Genomic DNA, 21,081 nt, shown 5'->3' with positions numbered 1-21,081 from the left:
AAGTGCGAACGGCCGGAAAAGGCCGGAAGTGTGCGGCGGCCAGCGTCTGGACAACAAGGGCCGCCGCACGGGTGCAACGATGTTGCCGCATGAGCCTATCACCGCCCCCGCCTGCGGGGAAGCGACCGGATGCCTGCGGCCCTGACGGGGAAAACGGAAGATGAGGGCAAGGACGATCCTTTGCAGCGCCGGGTTGACGCTCGCGCTGGCGGGCGGGGCCTGGGCGCAGGAGGACACGATCAAGATCGGCGTGCTGCATTCGCTGTCGGGCACGATGGCGATCTCGGAAACCACGCTCAAGGACACCGTGCTGATGATGGTGGACCAGCAGAACGCCAAGGGCGGCGTGCTGGGCAAGAAGATCGAGGCGGTGGTCGTGGACCCGGCATCCGACTGGCCGCTGTTCGCGGAAAAGGCGCGCGAGCTGATCTCGGTCCAGGGCGTGGACGCGATCTTCGGCTGCTGGACCTCCGTCAGCCGCAAGTCGGTGCTGCCGGTGGTCGAGGAACTGAACGGGCTGCTCTTCTATCCGGTGCAGTACGAAGGCGAGGAGTCCAGTAAGAACGTCATCTACACCGGCGCCGCGCCGAACCAGCAGGCGATTCCGGCGGTGGACTACATGACCGAGGAACTGGGCGTCGAGAAATGGGCGCTGCTGGGGACCGACTATGTCTATCCGCGCACCACGAACACGATCCTGGAAGCCTATCTGAAGAACAAGGGCGTGGCGCAGGCGGACATCTTCGTCAACTACACCCCCTTCGGACATTCCGACTGGTCCAAGATCGTGGCCGACGTGGTCGCGCTGGGCAATGACGGCAAGAAGGTCGGCGTGGTATCCACGATTAACGGCGACGCCAACGTGGGCTTCTACAAGGAACTGGCGGCGGCGGGCGTCTCGGCCGACGACATCCCGGTGATGGCCTTCTCGGTCGGCGAGGAGGAGCTGTCGGGCCTCGATACCGCCAACCTCGTCGGGCACCTGGCCGCCTGGAACTATTTCCAGACCGCCGAGGCCCCCGCGAACGACGAGTTCGTCGCCGCCTGGAAGGCGAAGATGGGCGAAGACCGCGTGACCAACGACCCGATGGAGGCCACGATGCTGGGCTTCAACCTGTGGGTCCAGGCGGTCGAGAAGGCGGGTTCCACCGACACCGATGCGGTGCTGGCGGCGATTGACGGGCTCGAGGTGCCGAACCTGACCGGCGGCACGGCCAAGGTCCTGCCGAACCACCACCTGACCAAGCCCGTGCTGATCGGCGAGATCCGCGAGGACGGCCAGTTCGACATCGTCAGCCAGACCGAGCCGGTCGCGGGCGACGCCTGGACCGACCACCTGCCCGAGTCGGCGGTGCTCGAGGCCGACTGGCCGGGCAAGGACTGCGGGATGTGGAACACGCAGACGAACAGCTGCGTGCAGAAGCAGTCGAACTACTGACCTTCGGGGGGCGGCCCCACGCCGCCCCTATTTTCCGCGCCGGGGGGATCATGCGCCATCTTCTTCTTTCGCTGCTGATGCTGCTGGCCGCGCCGGTCTTTGCGCAGGACCTCGCCTCGGTCCTTGACGCCAACCGCGCGCAGATCGAGCGGCCCTCGCGCCAGACCATCGCCCCGGTGATCGAGGCGCTGGCTGCTGCCGGCCCGCAGGCCGGGCCAGTACTCGAGGCCTGGGCCGACCGCCGCCTCGGCCTTGCAGGAGACCGCTTCGTGATCGTTCAGGGCGACGAGGCCGTGGATGCCGTCACCGGCGAACCGGTTCCGGGTGACGTGCGCGTGCTGAGACCCAACTCGGGCGTGCGCGGGGTGATCGGCGCGGCGCTGGTGCAGTTCCAGCTGAGCGACCCCGATCCCGCCCGCCGCGCCGCCGCGCTGGACGCCATCGCCCGCCGCCCCGACGAGACCCACCTTGCCGCCCTGCGCGCCGCTGCGGCCGATCCCGATCCTGCGCTTGCCGCCCGCAAGGCGCGGCTGGAGCGGCTGCTGACCATCCGCTTCGACCCCGACCCGCAGGCCCGCATCGCCGCCATCCAGGGCTTCGAGGGCGACACGGGCGCGGACCTGCAATCCGTGCTGAACCCGCTGCTGGCCACGACCCGCATCGCCGCGCCGACGATCCCCGAAGGGGCCAACATCGCCGCCGAGCTGACCCCCGGCGACGACATCCCCGAGCACGAGGCCTATCGCCTGCTGGTGGATGCGGACCTCGCCCCCGCGCGGCTTGCCCCCGACGCGCAGAAGCAGGCGCTGGCCGCCCATATCACGGATGGCGCGGTCGGCGGCGTGCCGGTGGCCGATCTGTCCGACCCTGCCCGCCGCGACGCCGCCTATGATGCTCTGGCCGAAGCCGGGCTGGTCCCCCCCGCCGCCACCGCCGCCGAGGCAGAAGCCGCGCTGGCCGCCCACCGCTTCGCCGACATCTACGCCGAGCCGGACGCGCAGATCACCGACGCCGCCCGCCGGGCGCTGATGGCGATGCAGCTGCGGCAGGGCGCGCAGCAGGCCGCCGACCTGACGCTGGACGCGCTGTCGCTCGCCTCGATCTATTTCCTCGCCGCCATCGGCCTTGCCATCACCTTTGGCGTCATGGGCGTCATCAACATGGCGCATGGCGAGTTCATCATGATGGGCGCCTATACCGGCTATGTCGTCCAGACGCTGATCGCCGGGCGCACGCTGTCGCTGATCGTGGCCCTGCCCGCCGCCTTCGCGGTGACCTTCCTGGCGGGCGTGGTCCTTTACCGGCTAGTGATCCGGCACTTGGTCAAGCGCCCGCTGGAAACGCTGCTGGCGACCTTCGGCGTGTCCATCGCGCTGCAGCAGATCGCCAAGAACATCTTCGGCACGCAGGCCCGCCCCCTGACCGCGCCCACCTGGCTGGAGGGTTCGGTCGGCTTCGGAGAGATCGTCTCGATCTCGACCATCCGCGTGGCGATCTTTGTCCTTGCGCTGCTTTTCCTCGGGCTGTTCCTGTGGATCATGAAGCGCACGCGGCTGGGGCTCGAGGTCCGCGCGGTGACACAGAACCCCGGCATGGCGGCCAGCATGGGCATCAACCCCGACCGCATCGCCATGCTGACCTTCGGCCTCGGCTCGGGCATCGCGGGGATCGCGGGCGTCGCCATCGGTCTCTTCGCCAAGGTCACGTCCGAGCTTGGCAGCGACTATATCGTGCAAAGCTTCATGACGGTGGTCGTGGGCGGCGTCGGCAACATCTGGGGCACGCTCGCGGGCGCCGCGCTGATCGGCTTCCTGCAGAAGGGCATCGAGGTCATGAACCCGGCCAACACCCTGGCCGCACAGACCTGGATGATCCTGCTCATCATCATCTTCATCCAGTTCCGGCCCCGCGGCATCATGCCGACCCGTGGCCGCGCGGCGGAGGCCTGACCCATGCTGATCCGCAAGCATCCTTCGGTGATGATCTTCCTTGCCCTGCTGGCGCTCTTCACTCTCGCCGTGACGCTGATGTCCGAGGCCTATGGCTCGGGCGTCGTCCCGACGTCGACCGTCAAGACGCTGGGCAAGACGCTGTGCCTTGCGCTGGCGGCGGTGGCGATGGACCTCGTCTGGGGCTACGCGGGCATCCTGTCCTTGGGGCACATGGCCTTCTTCGCGCTCGGCGGCTACATGATCGGGATGTGGCTGATGTATGCCCGCACGGGCGAGATCGTCGCCGCCACGCTGGCGAACGCGCCCATCCCGCCCACCCCCGATGAACTGCGGCAGGGCATCACCGGCCAGATCTTCGGCGTCGTGGGTTCGGCCGACCTGCCCCTGACATGGAGCTTTGCGGGCAGCCTGCCCCTGCAGTTTCTGCTGGTGCTGGCGGTGCCGGGGCTGCTCACGTTCCTGTTCGGTTGGCTCGCCTTCCGCAGCCGCGTCAACGGCGTCTATCTGTCCATCCTGACGCAGGCGATGACGCTGGCGCTGTCGCTGTGGCTGTTCCAGAACGACAACGGATTCCGCGGCAACAACGGGTTGTCGGGGCTTCAGAACATCCCCGGCCTGACCGAGGTGCCGCAGTCGGTGATCTCGATCTGGTTCCTCTGGGCGTCGGCGCTGCTGCTGGCCGGGGGCTACCTGCTGGCGACGTGGCTGACCGCCGGAAAGTTCGGCAGCGTCATCCGCGCGATCCGCGATGACGAGACGCGCGTGCGCTTCCTCGGCTATCCGGTCGAGGGCTACAAGCTGACCGTCTTCACCCTCAGCGCCATGATCTGCGCGGCGGCGGGGGCGCTGTATTACCCGCAGGCCGGGATCATCAACCCGGCCGAGCTTGCGCCCATCGCCTCGGTCTACCTGGCCGTTTGGGTCGCCATCGGCGGGCGGGGGCGGCTTTACGGCGCGGTCGTCGGCGCGGTGGTCGTCTCGCTGCTGTCGAGCTGGTTCACCGGCGGCCGCGCACCCGCGCTGGACCTCGGCTTCTACCGCATCGAGTGGGTGAACTGGTGGCAGGTGCTGCTGGGCCTGGGCTTCGTCGCTGTGACGCTGTTCGCGCCGCGCGGGCTGTCCTCGCTGGTGGATGCGCTGGCCGGGCTGCGCCCCCCGCGCCGGATGGGGGCCGACCTCGGCCCCGATGTCAGCGCCCTGCGCGAAAAGGAGGCCGAGGCATGACCGCGCTTCTGGAAGTCTCGGGCGTGTCCAAGTCCTTCGACGGGTTCAAGGCGATCAACGACCTGTCCTTCAACATCGGCCCGGCCGAGCTGCGCGCCGTGATCGGGCCGAACGGGGCGGGCAAGACGACCTTCATGGACATCGTCACCGGCAAGACCCGGCCCGACAAGGGGCAGGTCCTGTGGGGCGAGCGGTCGCAATCGCTGCTGAAGATGTCCGAGGCGCAGATCGCCCGGGCCGGGATCGGCCGCAAGTTCCAGCGCCCGACCGTCTTCGAGGACCAGTCCGTCGCTGACAACCTGACCATGGCGCTGAAGGCTCCGCGCGGCCCCTTCGCCGTGCTGCGCTGGAAACCCTCGCGCGCCAGTGCAGCGCGGGTGGCGGAACTGGCCGGAGAGGTGGGCCTCGCCGACCGCCTGACCCGCAAGGCGGGCGAGTTGAGCCATGGCCAGAAGCAGTGGCTGGAAATCGGGATGCTGCTGGCGCAGGAGCCGCGCCTCTTGCTGGTGGACGAACCCGCTGCCGGCATGACCTTGGCCGAGCGCGAGCAGACCACGACCCTTTTGCGGCGACTGGCCGAGACGCGGGCAGTGGTGGTGGTCGAACATGACATGGACTTCGTGCGCCGCCTGAACTGCAAGGTGACGGTGCTGCACCAGGGGGCCGTGCTGGCCGAGGGCTCGCTGGACCATGTGTCCGCCAATCCCGACGTGATTGACGTGTATCTGGGGCGCTGAGATGATCGAGGCCGAGAACATCACCCTGCATTACGGCGGCTCGCAGATCCTGCATGGCGTGTCGCTCAGCGCCGCGCCGGGAGAGGTCGCCTGCGTCATGGGCAACAACGGCGCGGGCAAGACCTCGCTGATGAGCGTGCTGGCCGGGCGCCATCCCCGCTCGGGCGGCGATCTGCGGCTGATGGGCGAGCGGCTGGGCCGGGTGACGGCGCAGGAGATGGCGCGGCGCGGCGTGGCCTATGTTCCGCAGGGCCGGGCGATCTTCCCGATGCTGACCGTGCGCGAGAACCTGGAAACCGGCCTCGGCTGCCTGCCGCGCGGCGAACGCCGCATCCCCGACGAGATCTATGACAGCTTCCCGGTGCTGGCCCAGATGGCACAGCGGCGCGGCGGCGACCTGTCGGGAGGACAGCAGCAGCAGCTGGCCATCGCCCGCGCGCTGGTGATCCGGCCGAAGGTGCTGCTGATGGACGAGCCGACCGAGGGCATCCAGCCCAACATCATCGCCCAGATCGGCCGCGTTATCGCCGCCCTGCGCGACGCGGGCGAGATGGCGATCGTGCTGGTCGAGCAGTATTTCGACTTCGCCTGGGACCTCGGCGACCGCTTCGCGCTGATGGAGCGGGGGCAGGTCGTCCTTGGGGGCAAGCGCAGCAACCTGGCCCGCGACGACCTGCATGGCCGGCTGGCCGGTCTGGCCGGTTCCTGACGGAGCGCCTTCCGTTCACCGGCCAACCTGCGCCGCGATGACCATGATCCCGCAGCTTGGTTAAGACAGCCGAGCCTTGATGCGCTCTTTACGGGTCGAAGGACGCGGAATTATCTCCGTCGCGGTCAGGGCCGCAGGCTGCCCGCGTTCACGCGATACCAGCCCAGCGTCTGCGGGCGGACCCTTGCGACCGCCTGCACCAGCATCCCGGTGACCGCCGCCTTCAGCAGGTCTCCGGGTATGAAGACCGCGACCAGCATGAAGGCTTCGGACAGCGGCTTGTCGGCCACCATCGACAGCCCGGTGGCGCCGAAGACGTAAAGAACCGCAATGCCTCCGATAACGGCCCCGAGCGCGGCCCGCAGCCCGGCCGAGCGCAGCCGGATGTGCTCGACCACCAGCCCCGTCACGAAGGCCGCCGGCAGGAATCCCAGCGCAAAGCCTGCGGTGGGCGAGACAAAGACGCCCAAGCCGCCCCGGCCGCCCGACAGGAGCGGCAGGCCCAGCGCCACCAGCAGCAGGAACAGCCCCATCGCCGCCGCGCCTGCCCGTGCACCCAGCACGGCGCCTGCCAGCATGGCACCCATCGATTGCGCCGAGATCGGCACGCCGAAGCCCAGCGTGATCGGCGGCACCACCCCCAGCGCCGCGACCATGGCGGCGAAAAGGGCGATCTGGGCGATGTTGCGTTCCATTCGGGTCAGTCCCTTGTTGTTGTTCCAAGCGGTCCACCCCGCGCGCGCAGAGCTTCGCCGACATGATCGGCGTCGTCCAGAGCACCCAGCATCAGCGGCAGCATCAGCCGCCAGCCCGGTCGCCGGACGCTGCGCGCACGCCAGGCCTCGGCCAGCCGCTCGGCGCGGGCGATCAGGACCGGCGTGAAGCGGATCACCAGCGGAATGGCCGTTTCCAGCAGATGCGTCGGCAGCCCCATCCGGCGCAAGGGCGCGGTCAGGCGGCGGACCAGATCGACCATTTCGGAAAGCCCCGTCGTCATGGTGACGAGGTTGGCCAGCGCGATCAGTGTCACCATGCGAAGGGTGATGATGACCCCCCGCGCCGCGTCCCCGGTCAGCAGGTGCCAAGCCAGCAGGACGGCGACGAAGGGCAGCGCCACCCGCAGCGCCCTCAGTCCCGCCCGCAGGAACACCGCGCCGGGAGCGGCATAAAGCGCAAGCGTCGCCCCCGCCGCCGCCAGATGCAGCGCAGGGCTGTCGGTCAGCAGCAGCCCCGTCGAGGCAAGGCAGAGCCCGCCCAGCTTGACCCAGGCGGGCCATCGATGGGCGCGGGTTTCAACCGGCGAGGTCAGCGATATCATCAAGATCCCCCAGCCGGATCATTTCGGCGGTGAAGTCGGGCAGCAGTTCCGCGGGCGTTCCCCGGGCGACGATCCGGCCCCGGTCCAGCCAGAACAGTTCGTCGCAATCTGCAAGGTCCGAGGGCTCGTGCGAGATGTGGAGCAGCCGCGTTCCGGCCCGGTTCAGATAGCGGCCAAGCTGCCGCCGGGTGGGAATGTCGAGCCCCGCATAGGGCTCGTCGAGGATCAGCAGCCGAGGGCTCATCGCCAGCACCGCCATCATGCAGACGAGGTGCTTCTGCCCCTGGGACAGGATTGCCACCGCCGCGTCCTTCCAGTGCAGCTTGTCGAACGAGGCAAGCACCGCTTCGGTGCGCGCCTCGGCCTGCGTGCGGCCTATGCCCTGCTGGCGCAGGCCGAAGGCGATCTCTTCGGCGACGCGGGGGAAGATGATCTGGTGCTCGGGATTCTGGAACAGGATGCCGACCGTGGCCAGCGCGGCCCGGCGGTCGTGGAACGGGTCGATCCCGCCAAGGCGGATGCGCCCGGCACCGGGCTTCACCAATCCCGCAAGCAGCCGCGCGAGCGTGCTTTTCCCCGATCCGTTCCGTCCCACCACGCCGATCCGGCGGGCCGAGCAGCGCAGCGTAAGGTCCGACAGCACCGGCCGGCCGCCCGCCTCGTAGCTGACAGCGTCAAGCTCGATGGTGAAGTCGGATGTCCTGGCATCGGGCAAGAGGGGCCTCCGGTTGGGTCTGACCGCGTCGGGTTCTGATCGCCTTCTCTACCGGCGACCGGACGTGAGTGCATCCGGATAACCCGGCAGCGCAGACAGCCCAAGATGGCACGGAAAGCCTGCGCGCGCGTCTGCGCCCAATCGACGAACTGGCCCATGTCACCACCGAGGTGCGGCACGCGAAGGGTAGGCAAGGACATCCGGCGTTGCGGAGCCCGCTCTGGCGGACCGCACCGATCCCTGATGCCCGGCCTGTCGAGCGGGCTGGGGAAGCATGGTCAGGCGCCAGGCTGCAACGTCGCGCCCAGCACAGGGCAGAGGGATCAGGGGGCGACATGGAACAACTCACGGTCACCGGCGTTCCTGCGGCATGAAACGGCTGGTCCTCGGCACGAAAGCTGCGTCGATCCGGCAGAAGCTTGCGGCTGCGATCGCGCTTCTGGCAGTTGTGATGTTCGTGACGCACGCCGCCGCGGCCAAGGGCATGGGTTCATACCTTCACGATCATCACCTTCCTCACGCTGGTGCCTTGCTCGTCACGGGCGACGGGGCGCATGAGCCGGGGCATCGCCATGAGCATTCACAGGCTGCCGGTCATATGCATGGCTCCGCCGACAAGGGATCGCCTCCCTGCTGTGGCGACGCCTGCCTGGCGGCCCTGGTTCCTGACGAGGACCCTCCCTTGGGCGACCCTTGGGGCATGCCGTCGCGATGCTCTGTGACGGCGCTTTCCTTGACGGGGCATGATCCTGAACGACTGCGCCGCCCTCCGCGCCTTTCCCGCGCCGCCTGAGCGATTCCAGCGGAAGTCACCGTCGTGGCCGGTTCGAGGATGGCCCCACTCCGGCTTTCGGCGGGGAATGTGCCTGGGCAACGCAAGCCGCCGGATAACGGCCCCATGACCCATGAAAACCCATTGTATCCTGAGGAGAACTCTCATGCACAAGCGTGAACTCGCCGCTGCCCTTGCCGTCCTTCTTGCCGCCCCGGCGGCTCTCGCCCAGGAGAGCGGGACGGCGGGGCAGGCGGCCCCCACAGCTTCCCAATCCGGGCAGATGGCCGACCTGTCGATCCTGCCGCAGGGCTGCCGGGATGCGATCCAGCAGGCCGGCATGCCCGGCATGATGTCCGGCATGAACATGCAGGGCATGATGGGCGGCATGCAGGGCATGGACGAAGCCCAGACCGCCTCGATGGAGGCCATGATGAAGATGAACGGCCCGATGATGGCCTCTCATGCCATCAAGGACCCGGATCTGGCCTTCCATTGCGGGATGATCGCGCATCATGCCGGCGCCATCGCCATGGCCGAGGTCGAGCTGAAATACGGCGACAACGAGGAGTCGAAGGCCATGGCCCGGAAGATCATCGAGGCCCAGGGCCCGGAGATCGAGGAAATGACCGCCTGGGTCGAGAAGAACGCGAGCCGGAAGTAGGCGTCCTTTCCGCCGCGGTCCACGGCCGCGGCGGTTCCTTGCGAGCATGCAAAAAGGTCGATCAGGGGAACGACTCAGCCTTGGCGACGAGCCATGCATCCCGAGATCTGACAGGTGGGGCCGCTAGGGCAGGCGCTGGAACTGCGCTCCGCAAAAGCATAAGTGGCGCGATCCGCGCGCTGCCGGCAGGTTCCATGGTCCATGCCATGACGACCATGCGGTTTCGCCCAATCCCCACTGGCATGATCTGCTGGGAAGTGCAGGCAGGATCCAGCACATCAGCGGCGACCATGGCGCTTCGGCCAGTGACCCGTCCGGCCTCCGGGACGACTGCTGCAACCAGTTCTGCACGATCACGGCCCTTCTGCCCGAGAGCACGCGGGTCGTTCCACCAACCGACGGCGAGGTCGTTCCGGGCATCTCCGCTGACTGCTCGGGCCGGACGCCTGATGGAGTCCTGCGGCCGCCACCTTCATCCGCGGCTGCGTAAAGGCGCTCTGGCGTAAACAGGCCACGCCCTTTCGGCCACATCAGCCAAGCGGCGGCGAGCGCCATGCGGACATCGAGGATCCCCGGGAACCATGCGTGCGCTGCGTGACGCTGCCTCCTGTCAGCATGGATGAACAGCAATGAAACGAACTGCAGTCGCCCTCTTCCTTGGACTCGCGGCGGGACTGCCGGTTGCTGCCTTGGCCCAGTCCGCGCCCGGGCATGAGGCTCACCGATCTGCCGTTGGAATCAATGCAGGATGAAATGGTGATCGTCTAACCACCGAGCCTGGGGATGGAAGCCGTCGGAGAACCGGCAGGCTGCGCGCTGTCCGGCATGGCTCCCCCAGACAAGATGCCCAGCGAGGGCAAGGGTCCGGCCGGCCGCCGAATGGGATCGGAAAGCAGCCGCAGGCCGTTCAGCACCACCAGCACGGTGCCGCCCTCGTGGCCGATGACGGCAAGGGGCAGCGGCAGGTCGAAGAACAGCCCTCCGGTGACCAGAAGGACCATCGCCCCCATGGCAAAGGCGAGGTTCTGGCGGATGATCCGGGCCGTGCGGCGCGACAGGCGATGGGCCTCGGCGAGCCGTCTCAGGTCCTCGGACAGCAGTGCCACGTCGGCGGCCTGCAGCGCGACCTCGGAACCGGCCGCCCCCATGGCGATGCCCACATCGGCGCGGGCCAGGGCGGCCGCATCGTTCACCCCGTCTCCGACGAAGGCCACCCGGCCCCGCTCGGCCAGGGCGGCCATCTCGCGCACCTTGTCCTCGGGCAGCATCGCTGCGTGGATCTGTTCGGGATGAAGTCCGAGTTCCCGGCCGATCCGCAGGGCGACCGGTCGCCGGTCCCCCGTCATCATCACGATCCGCCGCACGCCGCCTGTCCGCAGCGCGGCCAATGCGGGGGCGGCGCTGGCGCGCGCCTCGTCGGCTACGGTGATCGCTCCAAGCAGCTGCGGCCCGCGTCCCAGATAAACCAGCGTCTGCGATCCCGTATCCAGCGCGGCGAGCGCCGGATGGCCGAGGTCCGCATCCATCTCGGCCGCCAGATAGGGATTGCCCGCCCAGACCGTGCCCAAGGCATCAGTTCCGACGATGCCCTTGCCGGGGCGGTTGACGGTCTCCGCGACCGGCGCGGGCGTGATCCCCCGCGCCGTCGCCGCGCGGCGGATCGCGGCGGCAATGTGATGTTCGGACTGCGCCTCCACCCCCGCCAGCAGCGACAGGAACCCGTCCTCGTCACCGTCAAACGCCAGGACCCGTGTGACCGAGGCCCGCCCCGTGGTCAGGGTGCCCGTCTTGTCGAAGGCGAATGTCTCGACCGCGGCCAGCGTCTCCAGCGCGGCGCCGCCCTTGAAGAGCACGCCCCCGCGGGCCGCCGCCGACAGCGCCGACAGGATCGCCGCGGGAACCGAGATGACGATGGCGCAGGGGCTTGCCGCGACCAGCAGCGTGGCGGCCTTGTAAAGCGCCCCGTTCCAGTCGTGCCCCAGCCAGAGGAAAGCGGCGAAGGCCAAGATGGCGCCGACCAGCACGGCGACCGTGTAGCGCTGGCCGAACCAGGCGCTGAACCGCTCGGACGGGGCCTTGGCGGCCTGCGCCTCGGTCACCAGCCGGATCATGCGGGCGATGGTGCTGTCGCCCACCCCCCGCGTCACGGTGACGTCCAGCACGCCGTCGAGGTTGACCGTGCCCTCAAAGACCGGATCGCCCGGCGCCTTGGACACGGGCATGGATTCGCCGGTGATATGCGCCTCGTCCACGCCGCCCCGGCCTTGGGCGATCACCCCGTCCGCGGGCACGCGGGCGCCCGGGCGCAGCACCACCGCATCGCCCGCAACCAGCTCGGCGGCGGGCACCTCGGCGACCGTGCCCTCCGGTCCCCGGCGCAGCGCGGTTTCCGGGCGCAGCGCCATCAGCGCCTCGATCGCCCGACGGGCGCGGCCGAGCGCGCGCCTTTCCAGCGTGCCCGACAGGCTGAACAGCGTCAGCAGCACCGCGCCCTCGAAGGGCGCGCCCACGGCCGCCGCCGCCAGCGCCGCCACCACCATCAGCAGGTCGATGTCCAGCACATGTTCGCGCCACAGTTCCCTCAGCGCCCGGGCGGCCGCCGGAACCCCGCCGGCCAGATAGACCAGCGCGAGGCCGGGGGCGACGAGAACACCCAAGGCGCCGTTCCCCAGCCACAGCCCCGACGCGGCCAGCGCCAGCCCCAGCACCGCCGCAAGCGACAGCGCGAGCGAGAGATCGAGGGAGGGGATGCGTTTCATGGCAGACTCCTTCGGCCGATCCTAGCGCAACCGGGCAGGGCTTGTCGAAAACCTTGCCTCGAAGCCGCCCATCCGTCCCTCGGCCGGAGAGAGCAGCTCGAGCCGCCCGCCGGTGCCCTCGGCGATCGCTTGGGCGATGGCCAGCCTCAGCCCGCTACCCTGCGCCTCGGTCGCGCGGCGCTCGAAGGGGCGGGTGAGCCGCCCGAGCCGGTCGGCCGGGACCGCCGGCCCCGCGTTGACCACGCGCAGCAGACCCGCGGGGGACAGCGACACCTGGACGGGGGTGCCTTGGTCCCCGTGCCGCAGGGCGTTCTCGATCAGGTTGCGCGCGAGGGTCGCGAAGGCGTCGGGATCGATGGAGGCCGGGACGCCCGCGGCGAGTAGCGCCAGGTCGATCCGCCCTGCCGCGTGGCGGGTCATGTCGGCCACGAGCATCCTCAGGACTGGGACAAGATCGACCAGCGCCTCGGCCTGCAACCGCCCGCCCTCGGCAAGGGCAAGCTGCATCAGCTTTTCCGACAGCCGTGCCAGCCGCTGCAGAGCGGCCTCGACGTCGCGGGCGCGGGCGCGGGTGGCCTCATCGGGGGCCTCGAGCACCAGCCGCTGCACCTGCGCCAGCGCGCCCGCCACCGGCGTCCGCAGGTCATGGGCCGAGTTGGCGGTGAAGCTGCGCTCGGTCTCAAGCGCCCGGCGCAGGCGGTCGAGCAGGTGGTTCACCGCCCGCGCGTTCGGCTGGAACTCGGAGGGCAGCCCCTCGGCCGGGATCGGCGACAGGTCGCCCCGGCCCCGCACCTCGATGCCCTCCCGAAAGCGGCGGATCGGGGCCATGGCGGCGCGGACGGCGGCTCAGACCCCGAGAAGGCTGGCCGGCACGATCAGCGCCAAGGGCAGCGCCAGCCCGGCCAGCGCCTTGCGCGCGGCGGCACGGCGGTGGGCCAAGGGCTCGGCCACGGAGATGGTGATCGTGCCCCGCAGGGCGCTGTCCGAATAGATGCGGTGGGTGGGCGTGGTGGTGAAGCCCATGCCGGTGACGGGCGGGAAGACCGCCGGATCGGCCCGGTGCGAATGCAGCAGCACCCGGCCTTCCGCATCCCGCACGATATAGGTCAGAAGCTCCTCATGCGCGCGCAGCGTGGTCACGCCCTGCCTGGGGCTGTCGTCCTCGTCCCGCCCGATGATGTCGCGCACGGCGAGCGGCAGCAGGCGCTGGCCGGCTTCCTCCAGCGCGCTGTCGAAGACCGCGTTCATCTCGTCGCGCAACTGCCCGGCCGTCAGGGCCGCGGCCAGCGTCCACAGCACAGCCGCCCCCAGCGTCAGCCCCAGCGACAGCCGGTCCTGGAGGCTGGCCGGCCGCCTCACCGCCCCTCCCCGAGCCGGTAGCCCATCCCGCGCAGGGTCTCGACCGCGCCAGCACGCTAGGTGTTTGATCCCATGGTTTGATGGTGTGATCCTTTCTCATGGATGGAAGGAGGCACTATGGGCCAGGTTCGTCACGGGAGCGCCACGACCACGCATGCCGTCCGAGCAGCAATACGAGCCGATCGCAGGCTTCGCTCGCACAGTTGAGCCGGCAACTGGGGATCAATCCGAAGACGGTGGCGAAGTGGCGCAAGCGGGCGACGGTCGAGGACCTGAAGACGGGGCCGAAGGAGCCGCGCTCGACGGTCCTGACCAAGGCCGAGGAAGCGGTGATCGTTGCGTTCCGGCGTCACACGCTGCTGCCGCTGGACGATTGCCTCTCCGCCCTACAGCCAACGATCCCGGATCTGACCCGATCAGCGCTGCACCGGTGCCTTCAACGGCACGGCATTTCGCGTCTGCCCGATGTGGAGGGCGACAAGCCGAAGCGGCAGCGCTTCAAGCGCTATCCCATCGGCTACTTCCATATCGACATTGCGGAGTGCAGACCGCTGAAGGCAGGCTCTACCTGTTCGTAGGCATCGATCGGACGAGCAAGTTTGCTTTTACCCAGCTCGTCGACAAGGCAGACAGGAAGACGGCGTGGGAGTTTCTGGAACACCTTCTGACAGTCGTGCCCTACCGCATTCATACAATTTTGACCGATAACGGCATCCAATTCGCCGACCAGCCGCGCAACCGGAACACCGCCTGGTCGCGGCAGATGCGCTTCGACATAATCTGCGAGGCCAACGGGATCGAGCACGGGCTGACAAAGGTGAAGCACCCTTGGACAAACGGCCAGGTCGAGCGCATGAACCGCACGATCAGGGAGGCGACCGTGAAACGCTTCCACTACGACGATCACAGCCAGCTCCGCACCCACCTGGCGGACTTCAAGGCAGCCTACAACTTTGGTCGCAGGCTCAAGACGCTGAGCGGCCTCACACCCTACGAATTCATCTGCAAGATCTGGACTTCAGAACCGGACAGATTCACCCTCAATCCGATCCATCAAATGCCGGAACTGAACAGATAGGGGCGAACGATCTGAATGCCGTTCTGGCGCATCAGGCGCCCGACACTGCGCTGACCGACACCGAGACCGAACTCGTTCAGTTCTTCGGTCATGCGAGGCCGGCCATAGCTGCCCAAGCTTCATCGGTGCTGATCGCGGATTTGTGCTAGAAGCACCATGTTGCGCCGTTAGCAATGGGATAGCGGCCTGCGCTTCCATGCCCGCAGCCCACGATTCGTCACGCCTATGAAGCGGCACAGCCAGCTGCGCGAAAGGCTACCGCGGTAGCTGGCAATGAACCGAAACTTCACGGCTTTTGAGCCGCGAAGAATTGAGCTGCCGTTCTTAACACCTCCCGCTTTCGCCGGGGAAACAGTCCCCCGGACTGTTTCCTGATCCGGCTCAAATCCTGCAGGATGCGGCTCTCTTTGGGCAGACGCTCACTCTCGCGCAGCAGATCGCCGTCCTGGTCGGGAGCCCTGGCCTCTGGCCTGCCCCCATGAGGTGGTCCGTTTGCATCCTAGTGCATGACGGGCCTTGGCGCTGGGGTGGGGGTGGGGGTGGCGGGCGTAGCGGTTCCGGGTGGCGAAGCTGGCCACTGCACAGCCCCGGGAGCGGGAGGCCGGTAGCCCTGAACTGAATGCGGGCGTTTGGTGTTGTAGTGCCGGCGCCGGTTCTCGATGACGATCCTTGCTTCGGCGAGGCTGTAGAAGATCTCGCCATCGAGCAGTTCGTCGCGGAGCTTGGAGTTGAAGCTCTCGCAGTATCCGTTCTCCCAGGGTGATCCGGGCTCGATATAGGCGGTCCTGGCACCGACAGCGGCGATCCAGTCCCGCACTGCGGTGGAGATGAACTCCGGGCCATTGTCGGAGCGGATGTGGCTGGGCACCCGCGGAGGATGAACTGGTCCGACAGCACGTCGATGACCTCGGTTGACCGAAGCCTGCGATCGATCCGGATTGCCAGGCATTCCCGGGTGAACTCGTCGAGCAGGTTGAGCATGCGGAACCTCCTTCCGTCATGGGGCCGGACCTCGACGAAGTGGTAAGACCAGACGTGGTTCGGCCGCTCCCGCCGCATACGGAGGCACGATCCGTCGTTGAGCCAAAGCCTTCCTTTCTCCGGTTGCTTCGCAGGCACCTTCAGCTTCGCCGGGGAAGCGCCCACCGGGGCCTTTCCTGATCCTCCTCAGTCCCGCCGCCAGATCCGCCGCGCGTGATCGATGCCACGACCCGGGCGGGCGGGGCTCGAGACAGTCTCCCGATGCAGCTTCCCTCAAGATCCTTCTTCGCCTCGGCCATCGACCGGGCCTGTGACACCAGCATGTCCACCCGGTCCGCAGTCTGGCAACGATCTCCTCGGGCTTGTGCTTCTTCTGTCGCATCCTTCCACGCTCAATCCGGCTCGAAAGCCGGCTTCACGGAAGCTATCTTGCAGGGGGAGGAGAACACCCCGAAGGTAGCGCCAGGACTTGTCACGCACTAAGATCGAAAACGTACCACCTGAGGGGGAAGACAAGATCAGAATACGCGAGTTCGGGATCATTCCGGGGATCATGCCGACGGGCCGGCGCAACGCCATCACCGATGTGCCGGGGCTGCGCGTCGGCCATGTGACGATCTCGGAAGGTGACGTGAATACGGGTGTGACGGCCATCCTCCCGCAGCCCGGGAACCTCTTTCAGGCCAAGCTGACCGCCGCCGTGGACGTGATCAATGGCTTCGGCAAAAGCGCGGGCCTGGTGCAGGTGGCCGAACTGGGCAGCCTCGAGACGCCCATCCTGCTGACCAACACCTTCGGCGTCGGCACCTGCTGCAACGCGCTTATCCGGCATGCCGTCGGCCAGAACCCCGGGATCGGGCGCACGACCTCGACGGTCAACCCGGTCGTCTGCGAATGCAACGACGGCGTGCTTTCCGACATCCAGGCGATGGCGGTGACAGAAGCCGACGCCCTGCGCGCCATCGAACTCGCGGGCGAGGAGGTGGCCGAAGGCTCGGTCGGGGCCGGCACCGGCATGATCGCCTTCGGCTTCAAGGGGGGATCGGCACGGCCTCGCGCCGCATGACTCTGCAGGATCGCGAGCATGTCCTGGGCGCGCTGGGTCTGGCGAACTTCGGCCGGGCAGGGGACCTGATACTGCCGGACGGGCGCAGGCCCGATCCGCGCGTGGCGCCGGACGCGGAAAAGGGCTCGATCATCGTGGTCCTGGCGACCGACCTTCCGGTGGACCAGAGACAACTGGCGCGCATCTGCCGCCGGGCCGGGGCCGGGATTGCGCGGACGGGGGCGTTCTACGGTCATGGCAGTGGTGACATCGTCCTGGGCTTCACCACCCGCAACCGCATCGCGCATCAGCCTTCCAGCGAGGTCTCGTTCCTCGAGCGCATGTCCGACGACCGGATCGACGACGCCTTCCGAGCGGCCTGCGAGGCGACCGAGGAGGCCATCCTGAACGCGATGTGTGCTGCAACACCTGTGCCGGGGCGGGACGGGGCTACCCGCCCGTTGCTATCCGATTGGCTGCGGGGGTCCCGGTAGGGAGCGAACCCCATGGATCATGGGCAAAGGGCTGGCCTGAAGACACAGGCTCTCCCCTGCCAGATCGGGAAGGCGCCGCCGCCTGAGCAGGCTGCCATCCCATCATGGCGGCGCGGCTGTTCATCCGGCGGCCCGCCACCGGAAAAGGTCAAATCTTGCGCACCCGCACACGGTGGTCCTCTCCAATGCTCATCAGGACACTGGGCTCTGGCGGCTGGCTGATGTCGGGGCGGCGGTCCACGGGAGGCCAGAAGACGCTGCCGGATGGCGGCTCGGGGGCTGGGGGCAGGATCTCGCTTGCGCCGCCGGTCAGGCGGGCGGGGTTCGGGATCGTCTCGATCAGCCGTCGGGTATAGGGATGGGCGGGCGCGGTGAAGACCTCGCGCCAGCCGCCTTCCTCGACGATCTGGCCTGCGAACATCACCGCCACGCGATCCGAGACATGTTCCACCACGCCCAGATCGTGCGAGATCATCAGGTAGCTGAGGCCCAAGTTCTGCTGCAGGTCCATCAGCAGGTTGATGATCTGCGCGCGGATCGAGACATCCAGCGCGCTGACCGGCTCGTCCAGCACGATCAGGCGCGGACCTAGGATAAGGGCCCGGGCGATGCCGATGCGCTGGCGCTGGCCGCCCGAGAACTCGTGCGGATAGCGGGCGGCGTGCTCGGGCAGAAGGCCGACCTGCCGCAAGGCGGTGGCGACGCGCTCGGCCCGTTCGGCGCGGCTGCGGACGCCGTGCAGCATCAGGGGCTGGGACAGGGCGCGGCCGACCGTTTCGCGCGGGTTCAGGGTCGAGAAGGGGTCCTGAAAGACGATCTGCGCCAGCCGCGCCCGCGCCCGCCGGTCGGGCGCGCCGGGGCCGTAGACCGGGCGCCCTTCGACCGTGATGGCGCCGGAACTGGGCGGCTGCAGGCCCATGATCGCCAGCGCAGTGGTGGACTTGCCGCAGCCGCTTTCCCCGACAAGGCTGAGGCACTGGCCCGGCTGGACCGACAGGTCCACGCCGCTGACCGCGTGGAGGATGCGCTTGCGCCCCAGCAGACCGCCCGAAACGGGAAAGCGCACGTGCAGATCCTCGACTTTCAGGATCGGAGCGCCGGCGGGATCGGGTGCGGCGCTCATGCGGGCTCTCCCCTGGGGATCAGGTGCGTCGCGGCGAAGTCGGGGGCATTGCGGTCGATGGTCATGTCGAGATCGGCCAGCCGGTGGCGGCCTTCCGTGGCGCGGCTGCCGAGGCGGGGCAGGGCGGCGAGGAGGCCGCGCGTGTAAGGGTGGCGCGGGTCGGTGAACAGGGCCCTGGCGTCCCGCAGTTCCAGCAGGCGGCCGTTCGCCATGACACCGACCCGCTGGCACATCTGGGCGATCACGCCCAGGTCGTGGCTGATCAGCAGCACGGCCGTACCCTCGCGCTCGCACAGCTCGCGGATCAGGCGCAGCACCTCGGCCTGGACGGTGACGTCCAGCGCGGTGGTCGGCTCGTCGGCGATCAGCAGGTCCGGGCGGCAGGCCATCGCCATCGCGATCATGACCCGCTGCCGCAGCCCGCCCGACAGCTGGTGCGGGTAGGCGCGGGCGCGGTCCTCGGGGTTCGGGACCTGCACGGCGGCCAGCGCCTCGACCGCCCTGGGGCGCGCCTCGGACCAGGAGAGCCCCCGGTGCAGCACGAACATCTCTGCGATCTGGCGACCGATGCGGGCCAGCGGATTCAGGGCCGTCATCGGCTCCTGGAAGATCATCGAGATCCGGTTGCCGCGCAGCTTGCGCATGGACCGGCGCGGCATCGCCAGCAGGTCCTGTCCGCCGTAAAGCGCCTGTCCCCGCAAGGTCGTCAGCGGGCGGCGGTTCAGGCCCATCAGCGCCAGGGCCGAGGCCGACTTGCCGCTGCCCGATTCACCCACCAGGCCGAAGACCTCGCCCGGCATGATGTCGAAGCTGAGGTCGCGGACGATTTCCAGCGGGGGACCGGCCCGGTTCGGGATGCCGATGGTCAGGCTGCGGATGTCCAGAAGCGGGCCGCTCATGCGCGCACCTGCATGCGGGGGTCCAGCCAGTCGCGCACCCCGTCCCCCAGCAGGTTGAAGCCGAGGACGGTGATGAAGACGGCAAGGCCGGGGAAGATCGTGGCCCAGGGGACGCTGCGGATCGCCTCGCGCGCGTCGGTCAGCATGTTGCCCCAGGAGGGCGCCGGGGGCCGGATGCCGAGGCCCAGGAAGGACAGCGCAGCCTCGGCCAGCACCGCCTCGCCGATGCCGAGTGTCGCCATCACGAGGACCGGCCCGACGATATTCGGCAGCAGCTGGGTCAGCATGATGCGGATGTCGCCGTAACCCAGCGTGCGGGCCGCCTGGACGTAGCCCTGCGACTTCAGCGACATGACGGCGCTGCGGGTGATGCGGCAGCTCCAGCTCCAGTTGGTGAGCCCGAGGGCGATCAGCAGGCTGATCACGCCGGGGCCGAGCACCGCCATGATGGCCAGCGCGAAGACCAGCGAGGGGATGGCCAGCATCAGGTTCGTCAGCCCGTTGACCACGTCGTCCCACCAGCCCCCCCAGTAGCCGGCCGACAGGCCCAGGGCGATGCCGATGGTCGAGTTGATGGCCTGCGCCACGATGCCGATGGTCAGCGAGACCCGCGCCCCATAGAGCACGCGTGCAAAGACATCCCGCCCCTGGCTGTCGGTGCCGAACCAGTGGTCCCACGAGGGCGGCATTTCCGAGTTCATCAGGTCGGCGTCGAGGATCGGGTCATGCGAGGTCAGCAAAGGCGCGAAGACCGCGCCGAGGATCACCAGCGACACAAGCGCCAGCCCCAGAGTCAGGTTCAGGCGAAAGGGAATGTGCATGGGCGCGTCCTCACCGAAGGCTGATGCGCGGGTCGATCGCGGCATAGACCAGGTCGACCAGCACGTTGATGACGAGGAACCACAGCACGATCACCAGAATCGTGCCCTGCACCACGGGAATGTCGCGGATCGCCACGCTGTCCACCATCAGCGAGCCGAGGCCCGGCCAGGAAAAGAGCTTCTCGATCACCAAGGCCTGTCCCAGCAGCGAGCCGATCTGAAGGCCCAGCGTGGTCACGATCAGGACCATGGCGTTGCGCACGACATGCCAACGGACCATCTGCGCGGAGCTGTCGCCCTTGGCCATGGCGGTGCGGATGTGGTCCGAGGACATGACCTCCAGCACGCCCGCCCGTGTGGTCCGCGCCAGAAGGGCCATCGGCGCGAAGCCAAGGGCGATGGCGGGCAGGATCAGGTTCCGCAGCTGCCCGTCGCCATAACCGAAGCTCGGCAGCCAGCCCAGTTGCAGCGCAAAGACATACATCAGCAGCAGGCCCAGCCAGAACTGCGGCATGGACAGCCCCGACACCGCGCCGATCATCGTGACGCTGTCCAGCAGGCTGCCGGGGCGCATCGCTGCCAGGAAGCCAAGGGGGATGCCGACCGTGACGGCCAGCGTCATCGCCGCCAGCGCAAGCTGAAGCGAGGGCCAGATGCGCGCCGCGATCAGGTCGATCACCGGCTCGCGCGTGCGGAACGAGGTGCCGAGGTCGAACTGCACCAGCCGCACCAGATAGTCCCAGAACCGCACCGGCAGCGGCTTGTCCAGGCCGAACTGGGCGTTGATCTGGGCGACCAGTTCGGGGGACAGCGCCCGTCGGCCGCCACCCGTCATGGTGCCGGCAAAGCTGCCGGGCAGGACGCTGAAGATCAGGAAGATCAGCGCGGCCACGGCAAGCAATGTCGGGATCATCTGCAGCAGCCGCCGCAGGACGTAACGGCCCATTCTTCCGCCCCCTGTCGTTGGTGAAGGTCCGGTCCCGCAGCGACGGC

General features: G+C 68.5%; 17 protein-coding genes and 4 pseudogenes. 9 read left to right on the top strand and 12 right to left on the bottom strand.

Features of this window, described 5'->3' with window-relative positions:
• The first annotated feature begins 160 nt into the window (after positions 1–160).
• From urtA to urtE, 5 genes are read left to right on the top strand one after another with little or no spacing between them, the layout of a single operon-like run.
• Entirely contained in the window at positions 161–1,438 is a 1,278-nt protein-coding gene (urtA, locus tag ACFFII_RS01485) for an urea ABC transporter substrate-binding protein (RefSeq protein ID WP_377697111.1), read from the top strand.
• Positions 1,439–1,488: 50 nt separating this feature from the next.
• Positions 1,489–3,387, top strand: coding sequence for an urea ABC transporter permease subunit UrtB (gene urtB, locus ACFFII_RS01480; protein ID WP_377697110.1), 1,899 nt, complete (start codon positions 1,489–1,491; stop codon positions 3,385–3,387).
• A 3-nt stretch (positions 3,388–3,390) separates the two neighbouring features.
• Positions 3,391–4,614: an urea ABC transporter permease subunit UrtC gene (gene urtC / locus ACFFII_RS01475; protein WP_377697109.1), complete on the top strand. Its 1,224-nt coding sequence runs from the start codon at positions 3,391–3,393 to the stop codon at positions 4,612–4,614.
• Complete coding sequence (urtD, locus tag ACFFII_RS01470; protein ID WP_377697108.1) at positions 4,611–5,351, top strand: urea ABC transporter ATP-binding protein UrtD; 741 nt, start codon at positions 4,611–4,613, stop codon at positions 5,349–5,351. The genes urtC and urtD overlap by 4 nt, the downstream gene beginning before the upstream one ends.
• Position 5,352: 1 nt before the next feature.
• The gene (gene urtE, locus ACFFII_RS01465; protein ID WP_377697107.1) at positions 5,353–6,060 is read left to right on the top strand and encodes an urea ABC transporter ATP-binding subunit UrtE; all 708 of its coding nucleotides are present in this window, start codon (positions 5,353–5,355) and stop codon (positions 6,058–6,060) included.
• A gap of 125 nt (positions 6,061–6,185) precedes the next feature.
• On the opposite strand, the gene ACFFII_RS01460 is transcribed toward urtE, so the two are convergent.
• The 3 genes from ACFFII_RS01460 to ACFFII_RS01450 are packed head-to-tail and all read right to left on the bottom strand — an operon-like array spanning position 6,186 to position 8,093.
• The gene (locus ACFFII_RS01460) at positions 6,186–6,755 is read right to left on the bottom strand and encodes a biotin transporter BioY (RefSeq protein ID WP_377697106.1); all 570 of its coding nucleotides are present in this window, start codon (positions 6,753–6,755) and stop codon (positions 6,186–6,188) included.
• A gap of 5 nt (positions 6,756–6,760) precedes the next feature.
• Positions 6,761–7,378, bottom strand: coding sequence for an energy-coupling factor transporter transmembrane component T family protein (locus ACFFII_RS01455; protein WP_377697105.1), 618 nt, complete (start codon positions 7,376–7,378; stop codon positions 6,761–6,763).
• Positions 7,353–8,093 carry an energy-coupling factor ABC transporter ATP-binding protein gene (locus tag ACFFII_RS01450; protein WP_377697104.1) on the bottom strand — a complete coding sequence of 247 codons (741 nt, stop codon included), beginning with the start codon at positions 8,091–8,093 and terminating at the stop codon, positions 7,353–7,355. Before ACFFII_RS01450 ends, ACFFII_RS01455 begins: the two co-directional genes overlap by 26 nt.
• 370 nt (positions 8,094–8,463) lie before the next feature.
• On the opposite strand from ACFFII_RS01450, the gene ACFFII_RS01445 reads away from it, so the two are divergent.
• Positions 8,464–8,886 carry a hypothetical protein gene (locus tag ACFFII_RS01445; protein WP_377697103.1) on the top strand — a complete coding sequence of 141 codons (423 nt, stop codon included), beginning with the start codon at positions 8,464–8,466 and terminating at the stop codon, positions 8,884–8,886.
• A gap of 145 nt (positions 8,887–9,031) precedes the next feature.
• Positions 9,032–9,529: a DUF305 domain-containing protein gene (locus ACFFII_RS01440; RefSeq protein WP_377697102.1), complete on the top strand. Its 498-nt coding sequence runs from the start codon at positions 9,032–9,034 to the stop codon at positions 9,527–9,529.
• Positions 9,530–10,293: 764 nt separating this feature from the next.
• Here ACFFII_RS01440 and ACFFII_RS01435 read toward each other — a convergent pair.
• From ACFFII_RS01435 to ACFFII_RS01425, 3 genes are read right to left on the bottom strand one after another with little or no spacing between them, the layout of a single operon-like run.
• Entirely contained in the window at positions 10,294–12,288 is a 1,995-nt protein-coding gene (locus tag ACFFII_RS01435; RefSeq protein WP_377697101.1) for a heavy metal translocating P-type ATPase, read from the bottom strand.
• 21 nt (positions 12,289–12,309) lie between these two features.
• The gene (locus tag ACFFII_RS01430) at positions 12,310–13,116 is read right to left on the bottom strand and encodes a sensor histidine kinase (protein WP_377697100.1); all 807 of its coding nucleotides are present in this window, start codon (positions 13,114–13,116) and stop codon (positions 12,310–12,312) included.
• An 18-nt stretch (positions 13,117–13,134) separates the two neighbouring features.
• Complete coding sequence (locus tag ACFFII_RS01425; RefSeq protein WP_377697099.1) at positions 13,135–13,647, bottom strand: sensor histidine kinase N-terminal domain-containing protein; 513 nt, start codon at positions 13,645–13,647, stop codon at positions 13,135–13,137.
• Positions 13,648–13,764: 117 nt separating this feature from the next.
• On the opposite strand from ACFFII_RS01425, the pseudogene ACFFII_RS01420 reads away from it, so the two are divergent.
• A pseudogene (locus tag ACFFII_RS01420) lies at positions 13,765–14,725 on the top strand (IS481 family transposase).
• Here the strand turns inward: ACFFII_RS01420 and ACFFII_RS01415 are convergent.
• Positions 14,716–15,191: pseudogene (locus ACFFII_RS01415) on the bottom strand (IS3 family transposase); the annotation flags it as partial. The pseudogenes ACFFII_RS01420 and ACFFII_RS01415 overlap by 10 nt on opposite strands.
• A 33-nt stretch (positions 15,192–15,224) precedes the next feature.
• Positions 15,225–15,850, bottom strand: a pseudogene (locus ACFFII_RS01410) (integrase core domain-containing protein); the annotation flags it as partial.
• Between the two features lie 409 nt (positions 15,851–16,259).
• Here ACFFII_RS01410 and ACFFII_RS01405 point away from each other — a divergent pair.
• Positions 16,260–17,245 (top strand): annotated as a pseudogene (locus ACFFII_RS01405) (DmpA family aminopeptidase).
• A gap of 148 nt (positions 17,246–17,393) precedes the next feature.
• Here the strand turns inward: ACFFII_RS01405 and ACFFII_RS01400 are convergent.
• Genes ACFFII_RS01400 through ACFFII_RS01385 form a run of 4 tightly spaced genes read right to left on the bottom strand, consistent with a single transcriptional unit; the run spans position 17,394 to position 21,034 of the window.
• Complete coding sequence (locus tag ACFFII_RS01400; RefSeq protein ID WP_377697098.1) at positions 17,394–18,368, bottom strand: ATP-binding cassette domain-containing protein; 975 nt, start codon at positions 18,366–18,368, stop codon at positions 17,394–17,396.
• Complete coding sequence (locus ACFFII_RS01395) at positions 18,365–19,267, bottom strand: ABC transporter ATP-binding protein (protein WP_377697097.1); 903 nt, start codon at positions 19,265–19,267, stop codon at positions 18,365–18,367. The genes ACFFII_RS01400 and ACFFII_RS01395 overlap by 4 nt, the downstream gene beginning before the upstream one ends.
• Positions 19,264–20,088 carry an ABC transporter permease gene (locus ACFFII_RS01390; protein WP_377697096.1) on the bottom strand — a complete coding sequence of 275 codons (825 nt, stop codon included), beginning with the start codon at positions 20,086–20,088 and terminating at the stop codon, positions 19,264–19,266. Before ACFFII_RS01390 ends, ACFFII_RS01395 begins: the two co-directional genes overlap by 4 nt.
• Before the next feature lie 10 nt (positions 20,089–20,098).
• Complete coding sequence (locus ACFFII_RS01385; RefSeq protein ID WP_377697095.1) at positions 20,099–21,034, bottom strand: ABC transporter permease; 936 nt, start codon at positions 21,032–21,034, stop codon at positions 20,099–20,101.
• Positions 21,035–21,081 lie beyond the last annotated feature (47 nt).

This window comes from Paracoccus niistensis (assembly GCF_042432925.1).
GTDB lineage: Bacteria > Pseudomonadota > Alphaproteobacteria > Rhodobacterales > Rhodobacteraceae > Paracoccus > Paracoccus niistensis.
The sequence above is the reverse complement of the archived record's forward strand: the minus strand, read 5'-3'. Positions and strand labels throughout refer to the sequence as shown.

What these genes read in the sequence shown, in the direction of transcription:
- urtB (WP_377697110.1), top strand. Translation starts at nt 1,489, where the DNA reads ATGCGCCATCTTCTTCTTTCGCTGCTGATGCTGCTGGCCGCGCCGGTC.
- ACFFII_RS01435 (WP_377697101.1), bottom strand. Translation starts at nt 12,288, where the DNA reads ATGAAACGCATCCCCTCCCTCGATCTCTCGCTCGCGCTGTCGCTTGCG.
- ACFFII_RS01440 (WP_377697102.1), top strand. Translation starts at nt 9,032, where the DNA reads ATGCACAAGCGTGAACTCGCCGCTGCCCTTGCCGTCCTTCTTGCCGCC.
- urtE (WP_377697107.1), top strand. Translation starts at nt 5,353, where the DNA reads ATGATCGAGGCCGAGAACATCACCCTGCATTACGGCGGCTCGCAGATC.
- ACFFII_RS01395 (WP_377697097.1), bottom strand. Translation starts at nt 19,267, where the DNA reads ATGAGCGGCCCGCTTCTGGACATCCGCAGCCTGACCATCGGCATCCCG.
- ACFFII_RS01460 (WP_377697106.1), bottom strand. Translation starts at nt 6,755, where the DNA reads ATGGAACGCAACATCGCCCAGATCGCCCTTTTCGCCGCCATGGTCGCG.
- ACFFII_RS01445 (WP_377697103.1), top strand. Translation starts at nt 8,464, where the DNA reads ATGAAACGGCTGGTCCTCGGCACGAAAGCTGCGTCGATCCGGCAGAAG.
- ACFFII_RS01400 (WP_377697098.1), bottom strand. Translation starts at nt 18,368, where the DNA reads ATGAGCGCCGCACCCGATCCCGCCGGCGCTCCGATCCTGAAAGTCGAG.
- urtD (WP_377697108.1), top strand. Translation starts at nt 4,611, where the DNA reads ATGACCGCGCTTCTGGAAGTCTCGGGCGTGTCCAAGTCCTTCGACGGG.
- ACFFII_RS01455 (WP_377697105.1), bottom strand. Translation starts at nt 7,378, where the DNA reads ATGATATCGCTGACCTCGCCGGTTGAAACCCGCGCCCATCGATGGCCC.
- urtA (WP_377697111.1), top strand. Translation starts at nt 161, where the DNA reads ATGAGGGCAAGGACGATCCTTTGCAGCGCCGGGTTGACGCTCGCGCTG.
- ACFFII_RS01430 (WP_377697100.1), bottom strand. Translation starts at nt 13,116, where the DNA reads ATGGCCCCGATCCGCCGCTTTCGGGAGGGCATCGAGGTGCGGGGCCGG.
- ACFFII_RS01390 (WP_377697096.1), bottom strand. Translation starts at nt 20,088, where the DNA reads ATGCACATTCCCTTTCGCCTGAACCTGACTCTGGGGCTGGCGCTTGTG.
- urtC (WP_377697109.1), top strand. Translation starts at nt 3,391, where the DNA reads ATGCTGATCCGCAAGCATCCTTCGGTGATGATCTTCCTTGCCCTGCTG.
- ACFFII_RS01385 (WP_377697095.1), bottom strand. Translation starts at nt 21,034, where the DNA reads ATGGGCCGTTACGTCCTGCGGCGGCTGCTGCAGATGATCCCGACATTG.